This is a genomic window from Pseudomonas sp. SK, from assembly GCF_012975065.1.
GTDB classification, from domain to species: domain Bacteria; phylum Pseudomonadota; class Gammaproteobacteria; order Pseudomonadales; family Pseudomonadaceae; genus Aquipseudomonas; species Aquipseudomonas anuradhapurensis.
The window spans coordinates 3,805,987-3,825,576 of the sequence record NZ_CP051857.1; the positions used below are offsets into that span (position 1 = coordinate 3,805,987).

Sequence of the window (19,590 nt, forward strand, 5' to 3'; positions counted from 1 at the left end):
GTGTACTGGGGGTGCTGAACCTGCAGCGGTGAACGCTTCGGGCCTACATCACCGCTTCCGGCGTATCCACATCCAGCAACACCCCGGCATCCTCTACCTCAACCACCACGCAGCAAGCCTGATGCCCGCGCACCAGCGCCCGCGCCCCTTCATCCCCGCCCAGCCGTTCCAACGCCGGCCAGAAATCGCGCCCGAAGATCACCGGGTGCCCGTGCTGCCCGGCATGGCGCGGCAACACGATGGTCGAAGGGCTGGCCGCTTCGGCCAGGCGACACAAGGTTGCCGGTTCGATCCACGGCATATCGCCCAGCAGAATGGCCACCGCCTGCGCCTGGCTGTCGCGCAACGAGCCGGCACCGGCAGCCAGGCTGTGCCCCATGCCGGCGGCAGCCTCTGGGCTGGCGACGATGCGGCAATCGCCAGGCAGGCCGAAATCCTCGCCCCGCTCACCTGCGCGTAACACCACGCGAACGTCAGCGAATGCTGCCCGAGCCCGCTCCACGCTATGCGCCAGCAGGCTGCGACCATCCGCCAGGGCCACCCGGCGCTTGTCGGCGCCAAAACGCCTGGCGCTGCCTGCCGCCAGCACCAGCGCGACCACGCTCACGAGCGCACCTGGCGTTTGTGCGAGGTAGCCGCGGCAGCCATCGCAGGGCTGTCGAACGCTTCGGTACCTTTCGTTTCAGGCATGGGCAACTCGCAATGGCCGGATCATCAGGCAATGCAACCACTGCCGGGGCGGCATGGCAAGCGCAGCTGATGGTACCGCGCCCGGATAGGCAGCGCCGGTTGCACCAACAAGGGTTAACCTTGGGTTAATCGACCCAGGCCAGCATGACACCTTTCAACGTACTGCCAAGGCGAAGACATGCGCGTCCTCCTGCTCTTCCTGACACTGCTCCTGGCCGGCCCGTTGCAGGCCAACCCGTTCGATGTCAAACCTGACTTCCTTCCGGTCGACCAGGCTTTCGTGCTGACCCACGACCGCCAGCCCGATGGCCAGATGCGCCTGTATTTCCAGATCAAGCCAGGCTACTACCTGTATCAGAAACGCCTGAAGTTCGACGGCCTGCCCGTCGAGCAACACCCGCAGCTGCCACCTGCGCTCAACCACCACGACGAATTCTTCGGCGACAGCGCGGTGTACCGCGACCAGTTGCAACTGCTGCTGCCCGCCAGCGCCCAGGGCCAACTGCGCCTGGGCTGGCAAGGCTGTGCCGACGCCGGCCTGTGCTACCCACCGCAGACCACCTTGATCGACCTCGGCGGCAGCACAGCGCCGGTAGCCGAGCAAGCCAGCGACCAGGCGCTGGCCAGCGGCCTGCAGCAAAGCCACCTGGCCTGGAGCCTGCTGGCGTTCTTCGGCCTGGGCCTGTTGCTGGCCTTCACCCCCTGTTCGCTGCCGATGCTGCCGATCCTCGCCGGGCTGGTACTGGGCAATGGCGCCAGCGCCCGGCGCGGCTGGCTGCTGGCCGGGGTCTATGTACTGAGCATGGCCCTGGTATACGCCGCCCTGGGCGTGGTCGCCGCGCTGCTGGGCGCCAGCCTGCAGGCCTGGCTGCAGCAACCCTGGCTGCTGGGCAGCCTGGCGGGGCTGTTCGTGGTCCTGGCCCTGCCGATGTTCGGTGCCTTCGAACTGCAGCTGCCCGCCGCCCTGCGTGACCGCCTGGACCGCGCCGGGCGCGGCACGCGTGGCGGCCACCTGTATGGCGCGGCGCTGCTCGGTGGGCTGTCCGGGCTGCTGATGGGCCCGTGCATGACCGCGCCGCTGGCGGGGGCGTTGTTGTACATCGCCCACAGCGGCGATGTACTGCAGGGCGCGCTGGTGTTGTTCAGCCTTGGCCTGGGCATGGGCGTACCGCTGATGTTGCTGGTGACCTTGGGCAACCGCTACCTGCCGCGCCCTGGCGCCTGGATGAACCGGGTCAAGGGGGTATTCGGCTTCGTGTTCCTGGGCATGGCGCTGTACACCGTGCGCAGCCTGCTACCCAGCGCATTGCTGCTGGCCCTCAGCGGCGGGCTGCTGATCACCCTGGCCTGGGCAGCCTGGCCGGCCCTGCAGCGGCTACCGGCGTTGCGCGCTGTTCCGCTGCTGGGCGCCCTGTGGGGCGGCCTGCTGCTGGTGGGTGCGGCGGCCGGTGGCGACGACCCCTGGCAACCGCTGCGCCCGTTCACCGGCAGCGCCACGCCGGCCAGCGGGCAGCAGGTCGAAGATGCCTTCGTCACCGTCAGCCGCCCCGAAGACCTGCAACGCGAACTGGCGGCAGCCAAGGGGCGTGGCCAGTGGGTGATGGTCGACTACTATGCCGACTGGTGCGTGTCGTGCAAGGTCATGGAAAAACAGGTATTCGCCCGCAGCGACGTGCAGGCCGCCCTGGCCGGCGTGCACCTGCTGCGCCTGGACGTGACCGCCGACAGCCCGGCCAGCCAGGCTTTGCTGCAGTACTATCAGGTACCCGGCCCGCCCAGCATCATCTGGGTCGGCCCGGAAGGCGACGAACGCCGCGCACGGCGCCTCACCGGTGAAGTGGATGCAGCCGCGTTCCTGCAACACTGGACCCAGACCAGGAGCCAAGGCTGATGCTGACCGTAACCCTCGGGCCACTGACCATGGCCCTCAACCACCTGCTGATGCTCACCGCCCTGGTGATCGCCAGCGTGGTCGGCTGGTGGGTCGCCCGGCGTGGCGGCGAGAGCCCGGAATCGGCGCTGTTCAACCTGTTCCTGATCGGCCTGCTGTGCGCGCGCGCCGGCTTCGTGCTGGCCTATTGGCCGATGTACCAGGACGACCTGCTGCAGATCATCGACATCCGCGATGGTGGCTTCCTGTTCTGGTCAGGGCTTGCCGGCATCGTGCTCGGCACCCTGTGGCAAGGCTGGCGTCATCCCGGGCTGCGCCGCCCGCTGGGCTGGGCGCTGTTCAGCGGCGCACTGTTCTGGGGCTTGGCCAGCCTCGCCGGGCACCTGTACAGCAAGGGCACCGAACTGCCCGAACTGAACCTGCGCAACGCCAGCGGGCAATCCGTGGCACTGCACGGCTACCGCGGCAAGCCGCTGGTGATCAACCTCTGGGCCACCTGGTGCCCACCCTGTCGGCGCGAGATGCCGGTGCTGCAACAGGCGCAAGGCGATTACCCGCATGTGACCTTCCTGTTCGTCAACCAGGGCGAAACCCCGGAAAACGTCAGCACCTTCCTCGCCACCACCGGCCTGAGCCTGACCCATGTGCTGTTCGATGGTACCGGCCTGCTGGCCCAGCGCGTCGGTTCCATGGCCCTGCCCACCACCCTGTTCTACGGCGCCGACGGGCGGCTGATCGGCAGCCACCTCGGCGAGCTGTCGCGGGCCAGCCTGCGTCACGCCCTGGAACCTTTCGACCGGGCCACCGCGCCCGCACCTGCCGCACAAGGAAACTGACATGCGACTGACTGCACTGCTGCCCCTGTCCCTGGCCCTGCTGGCTGCCCCGGCCCTGCAGGCCGAAGAGTTGCCCAAGGCGATTCAGCAACTGCAAGCCAAGGGTGCCGTGATCAAGGGCAGCTTCGCTGCGCCCGACGGCCTGCGCGGGTACGCCGCCCAGTACCAGAACAACGCCCTGGCCCTGTACCTCACCCCGGACGGCAAGCATGTACTGGTGGGCAGCCTGTTCGACGAACAGGGCAAGGACCTCAGCGCCGAGCCGCTGAAACAGCTGGTGTACGCGCCGATGAGCAAAGCCCTCTGGGCGAAGATGGAAAAAACCGCGTGGATTGCCGATGGCAAGGATGACGCGCCACGCAAGGTCTACCTGTTCAGCGACCCCAACTGCCCGTACTGCAACATGTTCTGGGAACAGGCGCGGCCGTGGGTGGAGTCGGGCAAGGTGCAGTTGCGCCATATCATGGTCGGCATCATCCGCGAGGACAGCCCAGGCAAGTCGGCCGCGCTGCTGGCGGCGAAAGACCCGGCCAAGGCCCTGCACGAACACGAAAAGGCCGGCAAGGCCAGCACGTTGAAGCCGCTGACACAGGTGCCGGAGGCGGTGCAGCAGAAACTGGCGGCGAACATGGCCTTGATGGAAGAAATGGGGCTGCAGGCAACCCCGGCGATCTTCTATCAGGATGAACAGGGCAACCTGCAGAGCCAGCAAGGGGCGCCGCGGCCGGAGCTGCTGGGCAAGATTCTCGGCAAGCGCTGAGCGATTGGCCGCCCGTTCCGGCCTATTCGCGGGCAGCCCGCTGCCCCAGGTGCAGCGCCGCTCACAAGGTCGGTGCAATACCTGTGGGAGCGGGTTCACCCGCGAAGAATCCAGCGCGCTGCATGGCACCGGCTGCGCCGGTGTTCGCGGGTAAACCCGCTCCCACAGGGACAGCGCAGGTCTTGTCTATTCAGGTCACAACCCCTCAAGCTCGGCCATCAGGTCGCTCAGCCGATCGACCTTGTCCTCATCCAGCGCACTGCCCTGCAGGCCCTGCACATGTTCGGCCAACTCCGCCACCGTGCTGCACTCGAACATCGCCCGCAGCGGCACGTTCAACTGCAGCTGCTTCTGCACCTGCGAGGCGATCCGCGTAGCCAGCAGCGAATGCCCGCCCAGCTCGAAGAAGTTGTCGTGCACCCCAACCCGCTCGGCGTTGAGCACATCGGCCCAGATATCCGCCAGCAGTGCCTCCAGCTCATTACGCGGTGCCTGGTACGCCTGGCTGTGCTGGCCAGCGATGTCGATGGCCGGCAAGGCGTTGCGGTCGAGCTTGCCGTTGGCATTGTGCGGCAGGCTGGCAAACCAGCCCCAGTGCAGCGGTACCATGTACTCCGGCAACTCGCCACGCAGGCGCTGCTTGAGCTGCTCCAGCAACGCGGCATCGGCGCTGATGCCCTGATGCGCCACCAGGTAACCGACCAGGTACTTGCCATTGACGCCCTCCTGCACGCCAACCGCAGCGTCGCGGATCTCGGCCTGCTCGTGCAGGCGCGCTTCGATCTCGCCCAGTTCGATGCGGTAGCCACGGATCTTCACCTGATGGTCGATGCGCCCGATGTACGCCAGCACGCCATCCGGGCGCTGCCGCGCCAGGTCACCGGTGCGGTACAAGCGTTCGCCTGCTGCGCCATGCGGATGCGGGATGAACGCCAGCGCGGTCCGCGCCGGGTCGCCGACATAACCGCGGCCAACGCCGGTGCCGGCCACGCACAGTTCACCCACCGCCCCCAACGGCACCAACGCCAGCTCTTGGTCGAACAGGTAAAGGCGGTTGTTGTCGGTCGGCCGGCCAATCGGCAGGTAGCTGCCGTGGGTGGAGGCAGCATCGACGCGGAAGAATGCCACGTCGTCGGAACACTCCGCCGGGCCGTAGGCATTGACCAGGCCGATCTGCGGGTAACGCTGCAACCATTGCGCGGCCAGCTCCGGCGGCATGGCTTCGCCGGTCGGCAGCATCCAGCGCAGGCTGTCGAGGGCCTGGTGGTCGCTTGCCAGCATGCCCTGGATCAGCGACGGCACGCTTTCCAGCACGCTGATGCCGGTGGCCCGTACATGCGCCAGCAGGGCCTGCGGGTCATGGGCAATCGCGTTCGGCACGATCTCCACCCTGGCGCCGAACAGCGGCGCGGCAAGGAACTGCCATACCGAGATGTCGAAGCTCTGCGAGGCAGTCTGGGCGATCACGTCGTGCTCGGTAAGCGCCAGGTAGGGAACCTTGCTCAGCTGGTTGTTGAGCATGCCGCGCTGCTCGACCATCACCCCTTTCGGCAGGCCGGTGGAGCCCGAGGTGTAGATCACATAGGCAAGGTTGCCCGGCGCGCTATGGATGCCAGGGTTGTGGCTGGCCAGCGGGCTCGCCTGGACATCTTCCCACACCAGTAATTGCGGGCGTGCCGCTGCCTCCAGCGCTTCCAGCAAGTGCCGAGCTTGCCCGGCACAGGCCGCGCTGCACACCAGCACCGGGGCGCGGCTGAGCTGGAGAATGCTGTGCAGGCGCGCCGACGGCAGGCCCGGGTCCAGCGGCAGGTAGCCGGCGCCGGCCTTGAAGCTACCGACGATCATGCCCAGCAATGGCAGCCCGCGCTCGGCCAGCAGCGCCACCGGCTGGTCCACCTGCACACCGGTGGCCACCAGGGCATGGCCCAGGCGGTTGGCCGCCAGGTTCAACCCGGCATAGTCATAGGTCGCCTCCAGGCAGCGCGCCACGGTACGTTGCGGGTGCGCCGCCACCTGCGCCTCGAACTGGGCGATATAGCTCTGCTGCAGCGGGTAGGCGCGGCTGGTGCGGTTGCAGTCCTCGAGCAGGAAACGCTGTTCCTCGGCGCCCAGCAGCGGCAGCGCACTCACCTCACCGGCAAAGCCTTGCACCAGCGCCAGCAGCAGGCGCTTGAACTCGGCCAGCAGGCGCTCGACGGTCGGGTAGTCGAAATAGCGCTGGTCAAACGACAGGTGCAGGCCCAGCTCATCCCCCGGGTAGCACACCGCTGTAAGCGGGAAATTGGTGTGGGTGCGGCCCGAGTCGGAACTGGCGTTGAGCTGTTGGGCATGGTCGAGCACGGCGGTTTCGACCGGCGCGTTCTCGAACACGAACAGGCTGTCGAACAGCGGCTGGCCCTTGGGCAGTTCGCTGCACTCCTGAATCGCCACCAGCGGCAGGTATTCGTACTCGCGCAGCTCCATGTTGCGCTCCAGCAGGCCTTGCAGCCACTGGCGCACGCTGCAACGCTGGCCGGCCGCCGGCAACTGCACGCGCAGGGCGACGCTGTTGATGAACAGGCCGACCGTACGCTGCATCTGCGGCTGGCTCACCGGCCGCCCGGCCACGGTCACGCCGAACACCACGTCACGGTCGCCGCTGTAGCGCGCCAGCACCAAGGCCCAGGCCGCCTGGGCAAAGGTGTTGACGGTGAGTTGGTGAGCCTGGGCCAGTTCGCGCAGGCGCACGCCGTCGTCTACCGCCAGGCGGGTATGGCAGTCACCTACGACCATGCCGCTGCCGGCGTGGTCGTGGCGTAGCGGGCGGTCGCTGGGAATGGCGGTGGCGCGCTCGAAGCCGGCCAGGCTGGCCTGCCACCAGGCGCGGGCATCGTCCAGGCCCTGGTGTTGCAGCCAGCCGATGTAGTCGCGGTAGCGCGGCGGCACCGGCAGTTGCGCCTGCCGGCCCTCGCCGAGGGCTTGGTAGATTTCGAAGAAGTCGTTCATCAACAGCGAGCGGCACCAGGCATCGATCAGGATGTGGTGGTTGCTCATCATGAACCAGTAGCGCTCGTCGGCCACGCGCACCAGGCGCAGGTGGAACGGCGCTTCGCTGAGCAAGGCGAAGCCAGCCTCGCGTTCCTGCTTGTGCAGGGCCTGCAGGCGCTGCTCCTGGGCGTCCTCATCGAGGTCGCGCCAGTCCTGGTAATCCAGTGGCGTGTTGCCGGGTTTATGGATGATCTGCAGCATCGCCTCGCCGCTGTTCCAGCTGAACGATGCGCGCAACGCCTCGTGCCGTGCCACCACCGCTTGCCAGGCCTGGGCGAAGCGTTCAGGGTCGAGGGCACTGTTGATGCGGTAGCGGTCCTGCATGTAGTAGAGGCCGGTGCCCGGTTCCAGCAGGGTGTGCAACAGCATGCCTTCCTGCATCGGCGTCAGCGGGTAGACGTCCTCGATCTGCGCAGCCGGCACCGGCAAGGCGTCGATCTGCGCCTGGGTCAGGTGCGCCAGCGGGAAGTCGGACGGCGTGAAGCTGCCGTTGCCATCGGCCAGGCAATGCTCTACCAGCGCCAGCAACTCCTGGCGATAGGCCTCGGCCAGGCTGGCGATGGTGCGCTCGTCATAGCGCTCGGCGCTGAATGTCCAGCGCAATTGCAGGGCACCGCCATACACCTGGCCATCGACACTCAGCCAGTTGGGCAACGGCGCATCGGCAGCGTGGGCCTGGCCGGCCGGGGCGTCCAGCGGTTGGAACAGCGTCGCGCCGTCAAACTGCTGGTCGAACTGGCCCAGGTAATTGAAGGTGATACGCGCCTGCGGCAAGGCCGCCATCTGCTCGCGTACCGTCGCATCGGCCAGGTAGCGCAGCACGCCGTAGCCCAGGCCTTTGTGCGGCACCTGGCGCAGTTGCTCCTTGATGCACTTGATCGAAGCGGCCCGCGCCGCATCGTCCTCGCCCGGCAGTGGGCGCAGGCTGAGTGGGTAGGCATTGGTGAACCAGCCGACGCTGCGGGTCAGGTCCATGTCTTCGAACAGCCCGTCGCGGCCATGGCCCTCGAGTTGCACCAACACTGCCTCATCGCCGCTCCAGCGGCATACGGTGCGCGCCAGCGCAGTCAACAGCAGGTCGTTGACCTGGGTGTGGTACGCCGCCGGGGCCTGCTGCAACAACTGCCGGGTCTGCTGCGCATCCAGGCCGATGGCCAGGGTGCGGGCATGGCGCTGCAGGTTGCCGCCCTGCGGGTGATCGCACGGCAGTTCGCGACGCACGCCCGCCAGCTGGCCTTGCCACCAGCCCAGTTCGTCGCGCAGCGAGTCGCTGCCGGCATAGCTGGCCAGGCGGGCCGCCCAGTCGCCCATGGTGTGGGTCTTGGCCGGCAGCGGCTGGCCACGGTACAACGCCTGCAGGTCTTCCAGCAGCACCCGCCAGGACACGCCATCCACCACCAGGTGATGGATCGCCAGCAACAGGCGCTGGCTGCCCTGCCCGTCACGCACCAGCAGCGCGCGCAGCAATGGACCTTGCTGCAGGTCGAGACTGCGCTGCAGGTCGGTGTACAGCGCCTGGCAATCGGCGAAGTCGGCAACCGTCGCGCTCCACAGCAACTGCCCGGCGCCAGGCTGGGCGTAGGCGGCCTGCCAGCGGCCGTTGGCCTGGCTGAAGCGCAGGCGCAGGCTGTCGTGGTGCCGCACCAGGGCGGCCAGGGCCTGCTCCAGTGCCGCTTCGTCCAGCGCTTGGCGGGCTTGCAGCAACACCGCCTGGTTCCAATGCTGCGGCTGCGCCAGGTCGGTGGCGAAGAACCAGTGCTGGATCGGGGTCATGCCGACCGGTCCCTGGCGCAGGCCCTGGTCGATGCTGCTGGTGGCTTCGCTGTGGCGAACGACGGCCGCCAGGGCCTGGATGGTCTGGTGCTGGAACAGGTCGCGCGGGGTGAACTGCAACCCGGCCTGGCGGGCCCGGCTGACCACCTGGATCGACAGGATCGAATCGCCACCCAGTTCGAAGAAGTTATCCTGCACGCCGACCCGGGCAAGGTTCAGCACGGCGCACCAGATCTGCGCCAGTTGCGCTTCAACCGCATTGCCAGGGGCCTGGTAGTGCTGGCCAGCCTGCTCCAGCTCTGGCAGCGGCAGCGCGCGGCGGTCGAGTTTGCCGTTGCCCATCAGCGGCAGGCGGTCGAGCAGGACCAGCTGGGCGGGCACCATGTAGTCCGGCAGGTGCCGCCGGGCATGGGTCTTCACCGCTTCACGCAGCCGGCCCTGGGCCGCACTGTCGGCAGCCGCCTGCCGGCACTCCAGGTACCCCACCAGTTGCTTGCCACCCGGCAGGTCGAGCGCCAGCACCACGGCCTGGTCGACCTCGGCATGCGCCTGCAGGCAGCTTTCGATTTCCCCGAGTTCGATGCGGAAGCCGCGAAGCTTCACCTGCTGGTCGGCACGGCCAAGGTACTCGACCAGGCCATCGCTGCCCAGGCGCACCAGGTCACCGGTACGGTACAGGCGCCCGCCGGCGGCACTGAACGGGTCGGCGACGAAGCGCTCGGCACTGAGGCCCGGGCGGTCGTGGTAACCCTGGGCCAGGCCGGCACCGCCAACATACAGTTCACCGATGCCACCTTGCGGCAACAGGGCAAGGTTTTCGTCAAGGATGTAGGCCGTGCGGCTACCGACGACACGGCCGATCGGCACGCTGCCAAGCTCCGCCGGCAGCGTGTGCGGTGCCAGGCAGGCCAACGGCATGACCACCGTTTCGGTCGGGCCATAGGCGTTGAACAGCTGCTGCGGCGCAAACGCCTGGCGGATGCGCTGCAGGTGCTCGCCGCTCAGCGCTTCGCCACCGGTGATCACCAGGCGTACCGGCAACTGCTCGTCCTGCCCGGCCAGGTACTGCGCCAACTGGCTGCCGTAGCTGGGCGTGAAGCCGAGGATGCTGACCTGCTGCTCGCGTACCAGCTGGCAGATATCCTCTGCCGCCCACTGGCCCTGGGCGCGCAACACCACACGGGCGCCGCACAGCAGTGGCACCCACAGGCGTTCACTGGCGGCATCAAAGTTGATCGAGTAGAAATGCAGCTCGCAGTCGTCGCTGCGCATGCCAAATGCCGAGATCACCGCCTGGCAATGCATGGCAAATTCGCCGTGGCTGACGACGACCCCCTTGGGCTTGCCGGTGGAGCCGGAGGTATAGATCAGGTAGGCCGGGTGCTGCGCCAGGTTGCGGTTGTCCAGCGGCGCAGCGCTGTAGGCCGACAGGCTGGCGGAGTCGTCTTCCAGGCTCCAGCACACCACCCCTTCGGGCAGCTCGCCAAGGCTTTGCAGCAGCGCGCGCTGGCTCAGCAGCAGGCCGATGCGGCTGTCTTCGATCATGTAGCGCAGGCGGTCCAGCGGGTACTCGGGGTCGAGCGGCACGTAGGCGCCACCGGCCTTGAGGATGGCCAGCAAGCCGACCACCATGTGCAGCGAGCGCTCCAGCGCCAGGCCCACGCGCACCTGCGGGCCCACTCCACGCTCGCGCAGGGCGCGGGCCAGGCGGTTGGCTTGCTGGTCGAGCTCGGCATAGGTGAGGTGCTGGCCGGCGAAGGTCAGCGCAGCGGCGTGCGGGGTGCGCGCTGCCTGGGCGGCGAACAGGCCATGCAAGGTCTGGTCGAGGTTCGCATGCTCGCCGGGCAACTGGCCCGCCAGCACCTGCTGCTCGGCGCTGACCAGCATCGGCAGCTCGCACAGGCGCTGTTGCGGGTCGTCCAGCAGGCCGCCCAGCAGCTGCTGCCAGTGCTCGGCCATGCGGGCGATGCGCGGCTCGTCGAACAGGTCGCGGCTGTAGGTCAGGCAGCAGTTGAGGCGGCCATCGAGGTCGGTCACCTCCAGGTACAGGTCGAACTTGGTGGCGCTGGCATCGTTGACCAAGTAATCCACCTGCATGCCGGCCAGCGTACGGCTTTGCTGGAAAGCCCAGCGCTGGACGTTGCACATCACCTGGAACAGCGGGTTGTAGGCGCTGCTGCGCGGTGGCTGCAGGGCTTCCACCAACTGCTCGAATGGCAGGTCCTGGTGCGACTGGCCCTCGATGGCAGCCTGGCGCACCTGCTCCAGCAGGGCATGGGCAGTCATCTGCCCGTCAACCTCGCAGCGCAGCACCTGGGTATTGAGGAACGCGCCGATCAGGCCTTCGCTTTCCGGGCGGATGCGGTTGGCCACCGGCGCGCCGATGCGCAGGTCGCGCTGGCCGCTGTAGCGATGCAGCAAGGCGGCCAGGGTGGCGGTCACGGTCATGAACAGGGTCAACCCGCGCTGGCGGTTGAAGGCGTGCACGCGGGCGACCAGCGCCGGGGCCAGTTCGAAGCGGTACAGTTCGCCACGGTGACTCTGCACCGGCGGGCGTGGGCGGTCGGCGGGTAGCGCGAGTACCGGGTGCTCATCGCCCAGGCGCGCCCGCCAGTAGGCCAGCTGGCGCGCACCTTCGCCACTTTCCAGCCATTGCCGTTGCCACAGGCTGTAGTCCAGGTACTGCACCGGCAGCGGCGGCAGTGGCGATTCGCGGTCATCGACGAAGGCTTCGTACAGCTCGCCCAGTTCGCGGGCGAAGATGTCCATGGCCCAGCCCTCGGTGACGATGTGATGCAGGGTCAGTACGAAGCAATGCTCACGCTCTGCGGCCTTGACCAGGCAGGCGCGCAGCAGCGGGCCGTGCTCCAGGTCGAAGGGCTGGTGCGCCTGATCGTCGGCCAGTTGCCGCAGGCGTTGCTGGCGGGTGGCCTCAGGCAACGCGCTGAAGTCGTGCCAGTCCAGGTGCAGGCTGGCGTCTGGCGCCACGCACTGGTACGGCACGCCGTCGATGCTCGGGAAGGTAGTACGCAAGGTTTCATGACGCACCACCAGGGCCTGCAGTGCACGCTCGAAGGCCTCCACATGCAGGGTGCCGCGCAGGCGCGCCATGCCACCGACGTTGTACGCCGGGCTGTCCGGCTGCATCTGCCAGAGGAACCACATGCGCTGCTGCGAGTACGACAGCGGCACGGCCTGGCGGCGGTCGACGCGGGCGATTTCGCCTTGCAGGTTGCGCTCGCCGGCGGCGCGGATACGGGCGATCTGGGCACAGAAGGCGCCCAGTTCGCTGGCATCGAACAGGGCCTTGAGCGGCAGCTCGACATCGCAGGCCTGGCGCGTGCGCGACACGATCTGGGTGGCCAGCAGCGAGTGGCCACCGAGCGCGAAGAAGTCGTCCTGCAGGCCGACGCGCGGCAGGTTCAGCACCTCGCACCAGATGGCCGCGACCTGCTGCTGCAACGCGCTGTGTGGCGCGACGTGCTCATGCTGCTGCCACACCGGGGCCGGCAGCGCCTTGCGCGCGACCTTGCCGTTGGGGCCCAGCGGCATCTGCGCCAGCGGGATGAGCTGGGCCGGCACCATATAGGCCGGCAACCGGTCGGCCAGCACGGCTAGCAACTCGGCTGGCTGGGCGCTACCGCAGTAATAGCCGAGCAGTTGCGCGCCGACGGCATCCTGGTGCACCAGCACCAGCGCCTGTGCGACGCCCGCTTGCGCCAGCAGGCAGGCCTGGACTTCCTCGGGCTCGACGCGGAAACCACGCACCTTGACCTGCTGGTCGAGGCGGCCGAGGTACTCCAGGGCCTCGCTCTGCACCTGCCAGCGGGCACGGTCGCCACTGCGGTACAGGCGTTCGCCATGGCCATCGGCCCGGGGCACGAAGCGCTCGGCGGTAAGGCCCGGGCGGCCCAGGTAGCCACGGGCCAGGCCGGCGCCGCCGAGGTACAGCTCGCCCGGCACACCGGGGGCAGTGAGTTCAAGTTCGTCGTCCAGCACGCGGCACAGCACATTGGCCAACGGGCGGCCGATCGGCGAACGCTCGCCATCCGCCGCCTGGCAGTGCCAATGGGTGACGTTGATGGCGGTTTCGGTCGGGCCGTACCGGTTATGCAACTGCGCCTGTGGCAGCACCTGCAGCACGCGGTCACGCAACGCGGCGGGCAACGCCTCGCCCCCGGAAAACACCCGGCGCAGGCTGGTACAGGCCTGTGCCTGCGGTTCCTGGACAAACACCTGCAGCAGGGGCGGCACGAAATGCAACGTGGTCACACCATGGGCCTGCACCAACGCGGCGATACGCTGCGGGTCACGGTGCTCGCCGGGGCCGGCAAGCACCAGCTTGCAGCCCGTGACCAGCGGCCAGAAGCACTCCCACACCGAAACGTCGAAGCTGACCGGCGCCTTCTGCAGCAGCACGTCGCTGTCGTCCAGGGCATAAGTGGCCTGCATCCATTGCAGGCGCTCGGCCAATGCCGCGTGGGTGTTGCCTACGCCCTTGGGCTGGCCGGTGGAGCCGGAGGTGTAGATCACGTATGCCAGGTTGTCGCCGTGCAAGTGCAGCCCGGGTGCATGGCTGGGCCAGCTGTCCAGGTGCAGCTGGTCGAGGGCGATGGCGCTGACCCCATCGACCTGCGGCAGCTTGCCCAGCAGGCCGCTGTGGCTCAGCAGCAAGCCGGCGCCGCAGTCGGCGAGCATGTAGGCCAGGCGCTCGGCCGGGTAGTCGACGTCCAGCGGCACATAGGCGCCACCGGCCTTGAGGATCGCCAGCAGGCCGACCAACAGTTGCGGCGAGCGCTCGACGGCAATGGCCACACAGGTATCGGGGCCAACCCCCTTGTCCCTCAGGTAATGGGCCAGGCGGTTGGCTTGCTGGTGCAGCTCGGCATAGTCCAGGCTGCCCCCCTGCCAGACCAGCGCGGTGCGCTGCGGGGTCTGGCGCGCCTGATCATTGAGCTGCTCGACCAGCAGGCGCTGCGGCGCTACGGCCGGTGCCTGGCCCCAACCCAGCAGTTGCCTGCGGCCTGGCTCGTCGAGCAGTTGCACCTCGCCCAAGGCCCGTTGCGGCGCAGCGCAGACTTGCTCCAGCAGGGCCAGCAGGTGCTCGGCCAGGCGCTCGATGGTAGTGGCTTCGAACAGCCCGGCGGCATAGTCGAAGGCCAGGCTCAGGCGGCCCTGGTGGTCTTCTTCGCTGTGCAGCTGCAAGTCGAACTTGGCCTCGCGGCTGTGCCACGGCAATTCTTCGACGAGCAGGCCAGGCAGGCGGCGCAGGGCCGACAGGTCGCGTTGCTGGTGGTTGAACATGACCTGGAACAGGCCTTGTTCGCGCGCCTCGGGCATGGCTTCGACCAGTTGCTCGAACGGCAGGTCCTGGTTGGCCTGGGCTGCCAGGGTGGCTTGGCGCACCTGGGCCAGCAACTGGCTGAACGGCAGGCGGCCATCGAGTTGCGCACGCATCACCTGGGTATTGATGAAGAAACCGACCAGGCCCTGGGTTTCCAGGCGCGGGCGGTTGGCGTTGGGCACACCGACGCGGATGTCGGCCTGGCCGCTGTAGCGGTGCAGCAGCGCCTGCCAGCCGGCCAGCAAGACCATGAACAGGCTGGCTTGCTGCTCGCGCGCCAAGCCCCTGAGCGCCTCGGCGAGGCCGGCTGGCACCTGCACCTGCAACCGGGCGGCCCGCTGGTCGCGTTGGCTGGTGCGCGGCTGGTCGGTGCACAAATCGAGCACCGGCGCTTCCTCGCCCAGGCGCGCCTGCCAATAGTGCAACTGACGCTCGGCCTCGCCGGCGGCCAGCCATTGCCGTTGCCAGCTGGCGTAATCGGCGTAGCCGAGGGGCAGCGGCGCCAGGTTGGCCTGCAGGCCCTGGCAGTGGGCAGCATATAGCCTGGCGAACTCCTCCAGCAGGATATTCAGTGACCAGCCGTCAGCAACGATGTGGTGCAGGGTCACCCACAGCTGATGGTCTTCATCACCGAGGCGCGCCAGGGTCACCCGCAGCAGCGGGCCCAGGGTCAGGTCGAAGGGCTGGCAGGCTTCTGCCTCGCGCTGGGCGATGACCTGGTCGGGCGGCTGGCCGGCAAGGTCCAGGCGGCGCAGGTGGAATGGCGCGGACGGGAGGATGCGTTGCAGGGCTTGGCCGTGTTCTTCGCTGAACACGGTGCGCAGTGACTCATGGCGCTGCACCAGTGCCTGGAAGGCCGCTTCCAGGGCAGCTTCATCCAGCTCGCCACGCAAGTGCAGGCCAGCCGGAATGTTGTAGGCCGCCGCCTGCGGCTGCAACTGCCACAGCAGCCACAAGCGGTTTTGCGCCAGTGACTGGGGCAATGCCCGGGCGCGCGCCAGTGGGGCGATGGCAGTGGCTCGGGCGCCGTCGGCAGCGAGCAGGGCGGCCACTGCCTGGCTGTAGTCGGCCAGCACGGGCGCCTCGAACAAGGTGGCCAGGTTGAGCGAGATGCCCAGCTCGTCGGCCAGGCGAGCGGTGGCCTGGGTGGCAGCAATGGAGTTGCCGCCCAGCAGCAGGAAGTGGTCGTCTGCCGCCACCGTCTGCACCTTGAGGATGTCGCACCATACGCTGGCGATGCGCGCCTGTAGCGCATCAGCGGTCGCCGGGCTGGCATCGGCTGGATTCTGCCCAGGGAACCGGGCATAGCAATCCAGGCTGCCATCGGCCATGCGCGTGCGGCAGGCCGAGCGCTGCAGCTTGCCGCTGGAGGTCTTCGGCAATGCGCCGGGGTTCAGCAGCAGGACCACCGCCGGGGCCTGGCGGCAGGCATCGGCGACGACCTGGCGCAGGGTCTTGATCAGGTCGTCGGGCTTGAGCGCCTTTTGCACGTTGCGGCTGACTTCGACTGCCACGCCGATGCCCTCCTCACCCTGCTGCTCGACGGCAAATACCGCCACTCGGCCTTTGCGCAGCACCTCGACTTCGCGTTCGAGGGTTTTTTCCAGGTCCTGTGGGTAGAGGTTCTGCCCGCGTACGATCAGCAGGTCTTTCAGGCGCCCGCTGACGAACACTTCGCCTTCGCGCATGAAGCCCAGGTCGCCGGTACGCAGCCAGGTCTGGCCGTCCATTTCGACGAACGTGCGGGCGCTGGCTTGCGGGTTGCGCCAGTAGCCCCGGGCGATGCTCGGGCCGCTGGCCCAGATCTCGCCGACCTGGTTGTCGCCCAGCACCTGCAGGCGTTGCGGCTCGACAATACGCAGCGCATGCCCCGGCTGCGGGTAGCCGCAGCTCATCAGCACGCTGCCCTGGCCCGGCTCGGCGCGGTTGGCGGCGAAGGCCTCGGCGTCCAGTTCCAGCGCGGCGATGCCCTGGCCACGGCGGCTACCGCTGACGAACAGGGTCGCTTCGGCCAGGCCGTAGCTGGCGAAGAAGCTCTGCGGGTCGAAGCCGCAGGCGCGGAACTTGTCGGCGAAAGTGGCCAGGCTGTCCTGGCGGATCGGCTCGGAGCCGGAATAGGCCACGCGCCAGCGGCTCAGGTCGAGCCCGGCCAGGGCGGCCGTGCTGACCCGTTCGCTGCACAGGCGGTAGGCAAAGTCGGGGCCACCGCTGATGGTGCCACCGTAATCGCTGATTGCCTGCAGCCAACGCAGCGGGCGGGCCAGGAAGTAGCCCGGCGCCATCAGCACGCAGGGCACACCGCTGAAGATCGGCTGCAGCAGGCCGCCGATCAGGCCCATGTCGTGGTACAGCGGCAGCCAGCTGACGATGACGTCGTCGGGGTTGAGGTCGATGCCGAAGCCGCGGCGGATCAACTGCTCGTTGGCCACCAGGTTGCCATGGCTGACCTGCACGCCCTTGGGCAGCGCGGTGGAGCCGGAAGTGTACTGCAGGAAGGCGATGTCATCCCCCTTCAGGGCCGGTTCGCGCCAGTGCGCAGCCAGCGCCGGGTCCAGGCGGTCGACCGCCAGCAGCGCAGGGGCGTTGGCCCTGCTCAGCGCCTCCAGGCCTTGCAGGCTGCCTTCCAGCGCCGCCACGGTCAGCAGCAGGCGCGGTTCGGCGTCGCCGATGATCGACAGCAGGCGTTGCTGATGGTGCTGGCGCGTCGACTCCGGCGGGTAGGCCGGCACCGCGATCACGCCGGCATACAGGCAGCCGAAGAACGCCGCCACGTAGTCCGGCCCACTGGGGAACAACAGCACCGCACGCTCGCCGAAACCGGCCCGCGCCTGCAACGCAGCGGCGATGGTGCGCGCGCGCTGGTCGAGTTCACGGTAGCTGAGCACGGCCTGCTCGCCGGGAGCGTCGGCGAGAAAGCGCAAGGCGATCCGCTCCGGGGTCTGTGCGGCGCGTTGCGCCAGGGCCTGGACCAGCGAGAGCGGGAGTTCGAAGGCGTCCGTCATGGGGGTGTTCCTGCCAGTGTCGGGTGGGTCGGGCCGGCTGCTGCGCAAACCTGGGCGAGCAGCGTACGGCGGCCGGATGTACACAGGGGAACGTATGGGCAGGGGGAGAAATTAGCGGGGTCTGGCTTGGCAGGTGTGGCGCCTCGGAGATCGCGCGCCGCCCGCGCGGCGCATCGCGGATAAATCCGCTCCTACATTGGTTTCAGGCCAATCATTCCTGGAGGATTTGCGCGAAGGCGCTCTGGCGCATCACGTGATATCGCGTCGTATGAACCAGGCGGTCGCGCGCACCTGCCACAGGCATTACTGGCCCGAAACAAACGTAGGAGCGGATTTATCCGCGATGCGCCGCGCGGGCGGCGCGCGATCTCCCAGGCGCCACACCTCCCAAGGCATGCCTCCCCGAAACCAGAACCAGGTCGTAATAATTACATTTCTCATTTGACAATCATTATCACTATGAATAGGTTGTCGCACGTCATAGGAAGCTTCCCACAGCTGGAAGCCTCCTTTCCCCTCTGTGACAAGGTGATTTCCATGGCGGAACAACTATCCACAAGTAAGTGCGATTCACCATTACTGCAGGCCTTCGTCGACAATCGCAGCATCCTGGTCAAGATTGCCGCACGCATCACCGGCTGCCGCTCGCGCGCCGAAGATGTGGTGCAGGATGCCTTTTTCCGGCTCAGCGCGGCCCCGCAGATCACCTCGTCGTTCAAGGCGCAGCTGAGCTACCTGTTCCAGATCGTGCGCAACCTAGCCATCGACCACTACCGCAAGCAGGCGATGGAGTTGAAGTACTCCGGCAGCGAGGAGGAAGGCCTGAATGTGGTGGTGCAGAATGCCTCGCCCGAGGCCACCCACATCAACCTGGCCGCGCTGGATGACATTGCCGAGGCGTTGAACCAGCTGCCGCAGCGCACCCGCTATGCGTTCGAGATGTACCGCCTGCACGGGGTACCGCAAAAGGACATTGCCAAGGAACTGGGGGTGTCGCCGACGCTGGTCAACTTCATGATCCGCGATGCACTGGTACATTGCCGCAAGACCGCCAACCGACAAGCCTGAACAAGGCTAGACAGCGGGGGCGCTGCGCCCCCTATCGCAGGCAAGCCAGGTTCCTACAGTAACTGCGCACGGCTCAAGCGCGACGTAGCCAATGTAGGAGCCAGCTTGCCGGCGATGAGGCCATGAGTGCCCACGAACCAACCCGCGACTTCAGACCAGCTGGCAGCGCTCGAAAAACCGCTCCCGACCCAGAATCATCAGCGCCGCCCGTTTGTGCGGGAAGTCGAACTCCTTGTCGCAGTGGAAGCACTGGTCGTGCAGGTACCCGATCATCTTGCCGTTGTCGGCACGCGGCTCGGCCACCACCCGCTGGGTACGCGGGTCGTCGAGGAACAGGTAGTGCACCAATGCCGATAGCCAGCTGGCCACCTTGTGCGGACCGCGGTGGCGCTCCTCCCCCACCAGCATGTGGATGCCGCGATCGTAGTCATCGGCCGGGTAGAACGGCGCAATGCGGTCTTCCTTGGCCCAATAGGCTTCAAAGTAGGCAAACGGCTCGTCGTCGAAACAGCCGATCAAGGTCAGGGTATGCGGGTCGGCCTGGAGTTTGCCGAGGTACTCGCGGTGCTGCGCCAGCGTGCCACCCTCCTGCCAGAACGCCTCCACGCGCGGGTTGTTCTGCCAGCGGTTGAAACGCTCCAGGTCCGCCTCGACCTCCAGGGTGCGCAGCGACACCCAACTGCCCAGGCGCGCATCGAAACGCCGGTACACCTCGCCGCGGGGCTTGGGCGCGCGGCGCGGGTGGCGCTTGCCGTTGCTGAGCTGCATCTGCTGGGGGTACGCCACACGGCCCGACTCGCCCAGCCAGGGCTGTGGCAACTGCCAGAACAGCGCGCGCTCGCACAGGTACTGGCCAGGTTGCTCGGTAGCCAGCAGCAGGCCGCTGAGCAATGCCTGCGTGGGCACCTCTGGCAGGTGCCAGGCCAGGCGCTGGCAAGTGCTGTCGCGGGACAATAACCAATAGCAGGCAGCCCATAACGCCTGCTCGCGGCGCTGCGGACAGATGTGTTCGGGATAAAGCTGCAAGGTTGCGCCTGCCTCCAGGCGCACGCGGAGCAACGGGCGGCCGTCGAGGGACAGGCTCAACCAGTTGCTCCCCTCCTCGGCACTGAGGCTGCGCCAGCGCGGCGCGGATTGGGGCTGCGAAGCGGCATCGAACGGCATGGGCTTGGCTCACGGCAATGAAGAAAAAGGCTCAC

The 19,590-nt window shown here is 67.7% G+C and carries 7 protein-coding genes; 4 read left to right on the forward strand and 3 right to left on the reverse strand.

The window, feature by feature from the left end:
- Positions 1 to 43: 43 nt before the first annotated feature.
- On the reverse strand, positions 44 to 607 hold the full coding sequence (locus tag HG549_RS17510; RefSeq protein ID WP_170030899.1) for an NTP transferase domain-containing protein: 564 nt from the start codon (positions 605 to 607) through the stop codon (positions 44 to 46).
- 261 nt (positions 608 to 868) lie between these two features.
- Here HG549_RS17510 and dsbD point away from each other — a divergent pair, with 261 nt between their 5' ends.
- Genes dsbD through dsbG form a run of 3 tightly spaced genes read left to right on the forward strand, consistent with a single transcriptional unit; the run spans position 869 to position 4,177 of the window.
- Positions 869 to 2,581: a protein-disulfide reductase DsbD gene (gene dsbD / locus HG549_RS17515; protein ID WP_170030901.1), complete on the forward strand. Its 1,713-nt coding sequence runs from the start codon at positions 869 to 871 to the stop codon at positions 2,579 to 2,581.
- Positions 2,581 to 3,417, forward strand: coding sequence for a TlpA disulfide reductase family protein (locus tag HG549_RS17520; RefSeq protein WP_170030903.1), 837 nt, complete (start codon positions 2,581 to 2,583; stop codon positions 3,415 to 3,417). Before dsbD ends, HG549_RS17520 begins: the two co-directional genes overlap by 1 nt.
- 1 nt (position 3,418) lies before the next feature.
- A complete protein-coding gene (dsbG, locus tag HG549_RS17525) occupies positions 3,419 to 4,177 on the forward strand; it encodes a thiol:disulfide interchange protein DsbG (RefSeq protein WP_170030905.1) in 759 nt (252 codons plus the stop codon).
- Positions 4,178 to 4,372: 195 nt separating this feature from the next.
- On the opposite strand, the gene HG549_RS17530 is transcribed toward dsbG, so the two are convergent.
- Positions 4,373 to 17,323: a non-ribosomal peptide synthetase gene (locus HG549_RS17530; RefSeq protein ID WP_170030907.1), complete on the reverse strand. Its 12,951-nt coding sequence runs from the start codon at positions 17,321 to 17,323 to the stop codon at positions 4,373 to 4,375.
- Between the two features lie 537 nt (positions 17,324 to 17,860).
- On the opposite strand from HG549_RS17530, the gene HG549_RS17535 reads away from it, so the two are divergent.
- A complete protein-coding gene (locus tag HG549_RS17535) occupies positions 17,861 to 18,391 on the forward strand; it encodes an RNA polymerase factor sigma-70 (RefSeq protein WP_170030909.1) in 531 nt (176 codons plus the stop codon).
- Between the two features lie 150 nt (positions 18,392 to 18,541).
- Here HG549_RS17535 and HG549_RS17540 read toward each other — a convergent pair whose 3' ends face one another.
- The gene (locus HG549_RS17540) at positions 18,542 to 19,555 is read right to left on the reverse strand and encodes a GNAT family N-acetyltransferase (RefSeq protein WP_170030911.1); all 1,014 of its coding nucleotides are present in this window, start codon (positions 19,553 to 19,555) and stop codon (positions 18,542 to 18,544) included.
- Between the last annotated feature and the right edge of the window lie 35 nt (positions 19,556 to 19,590).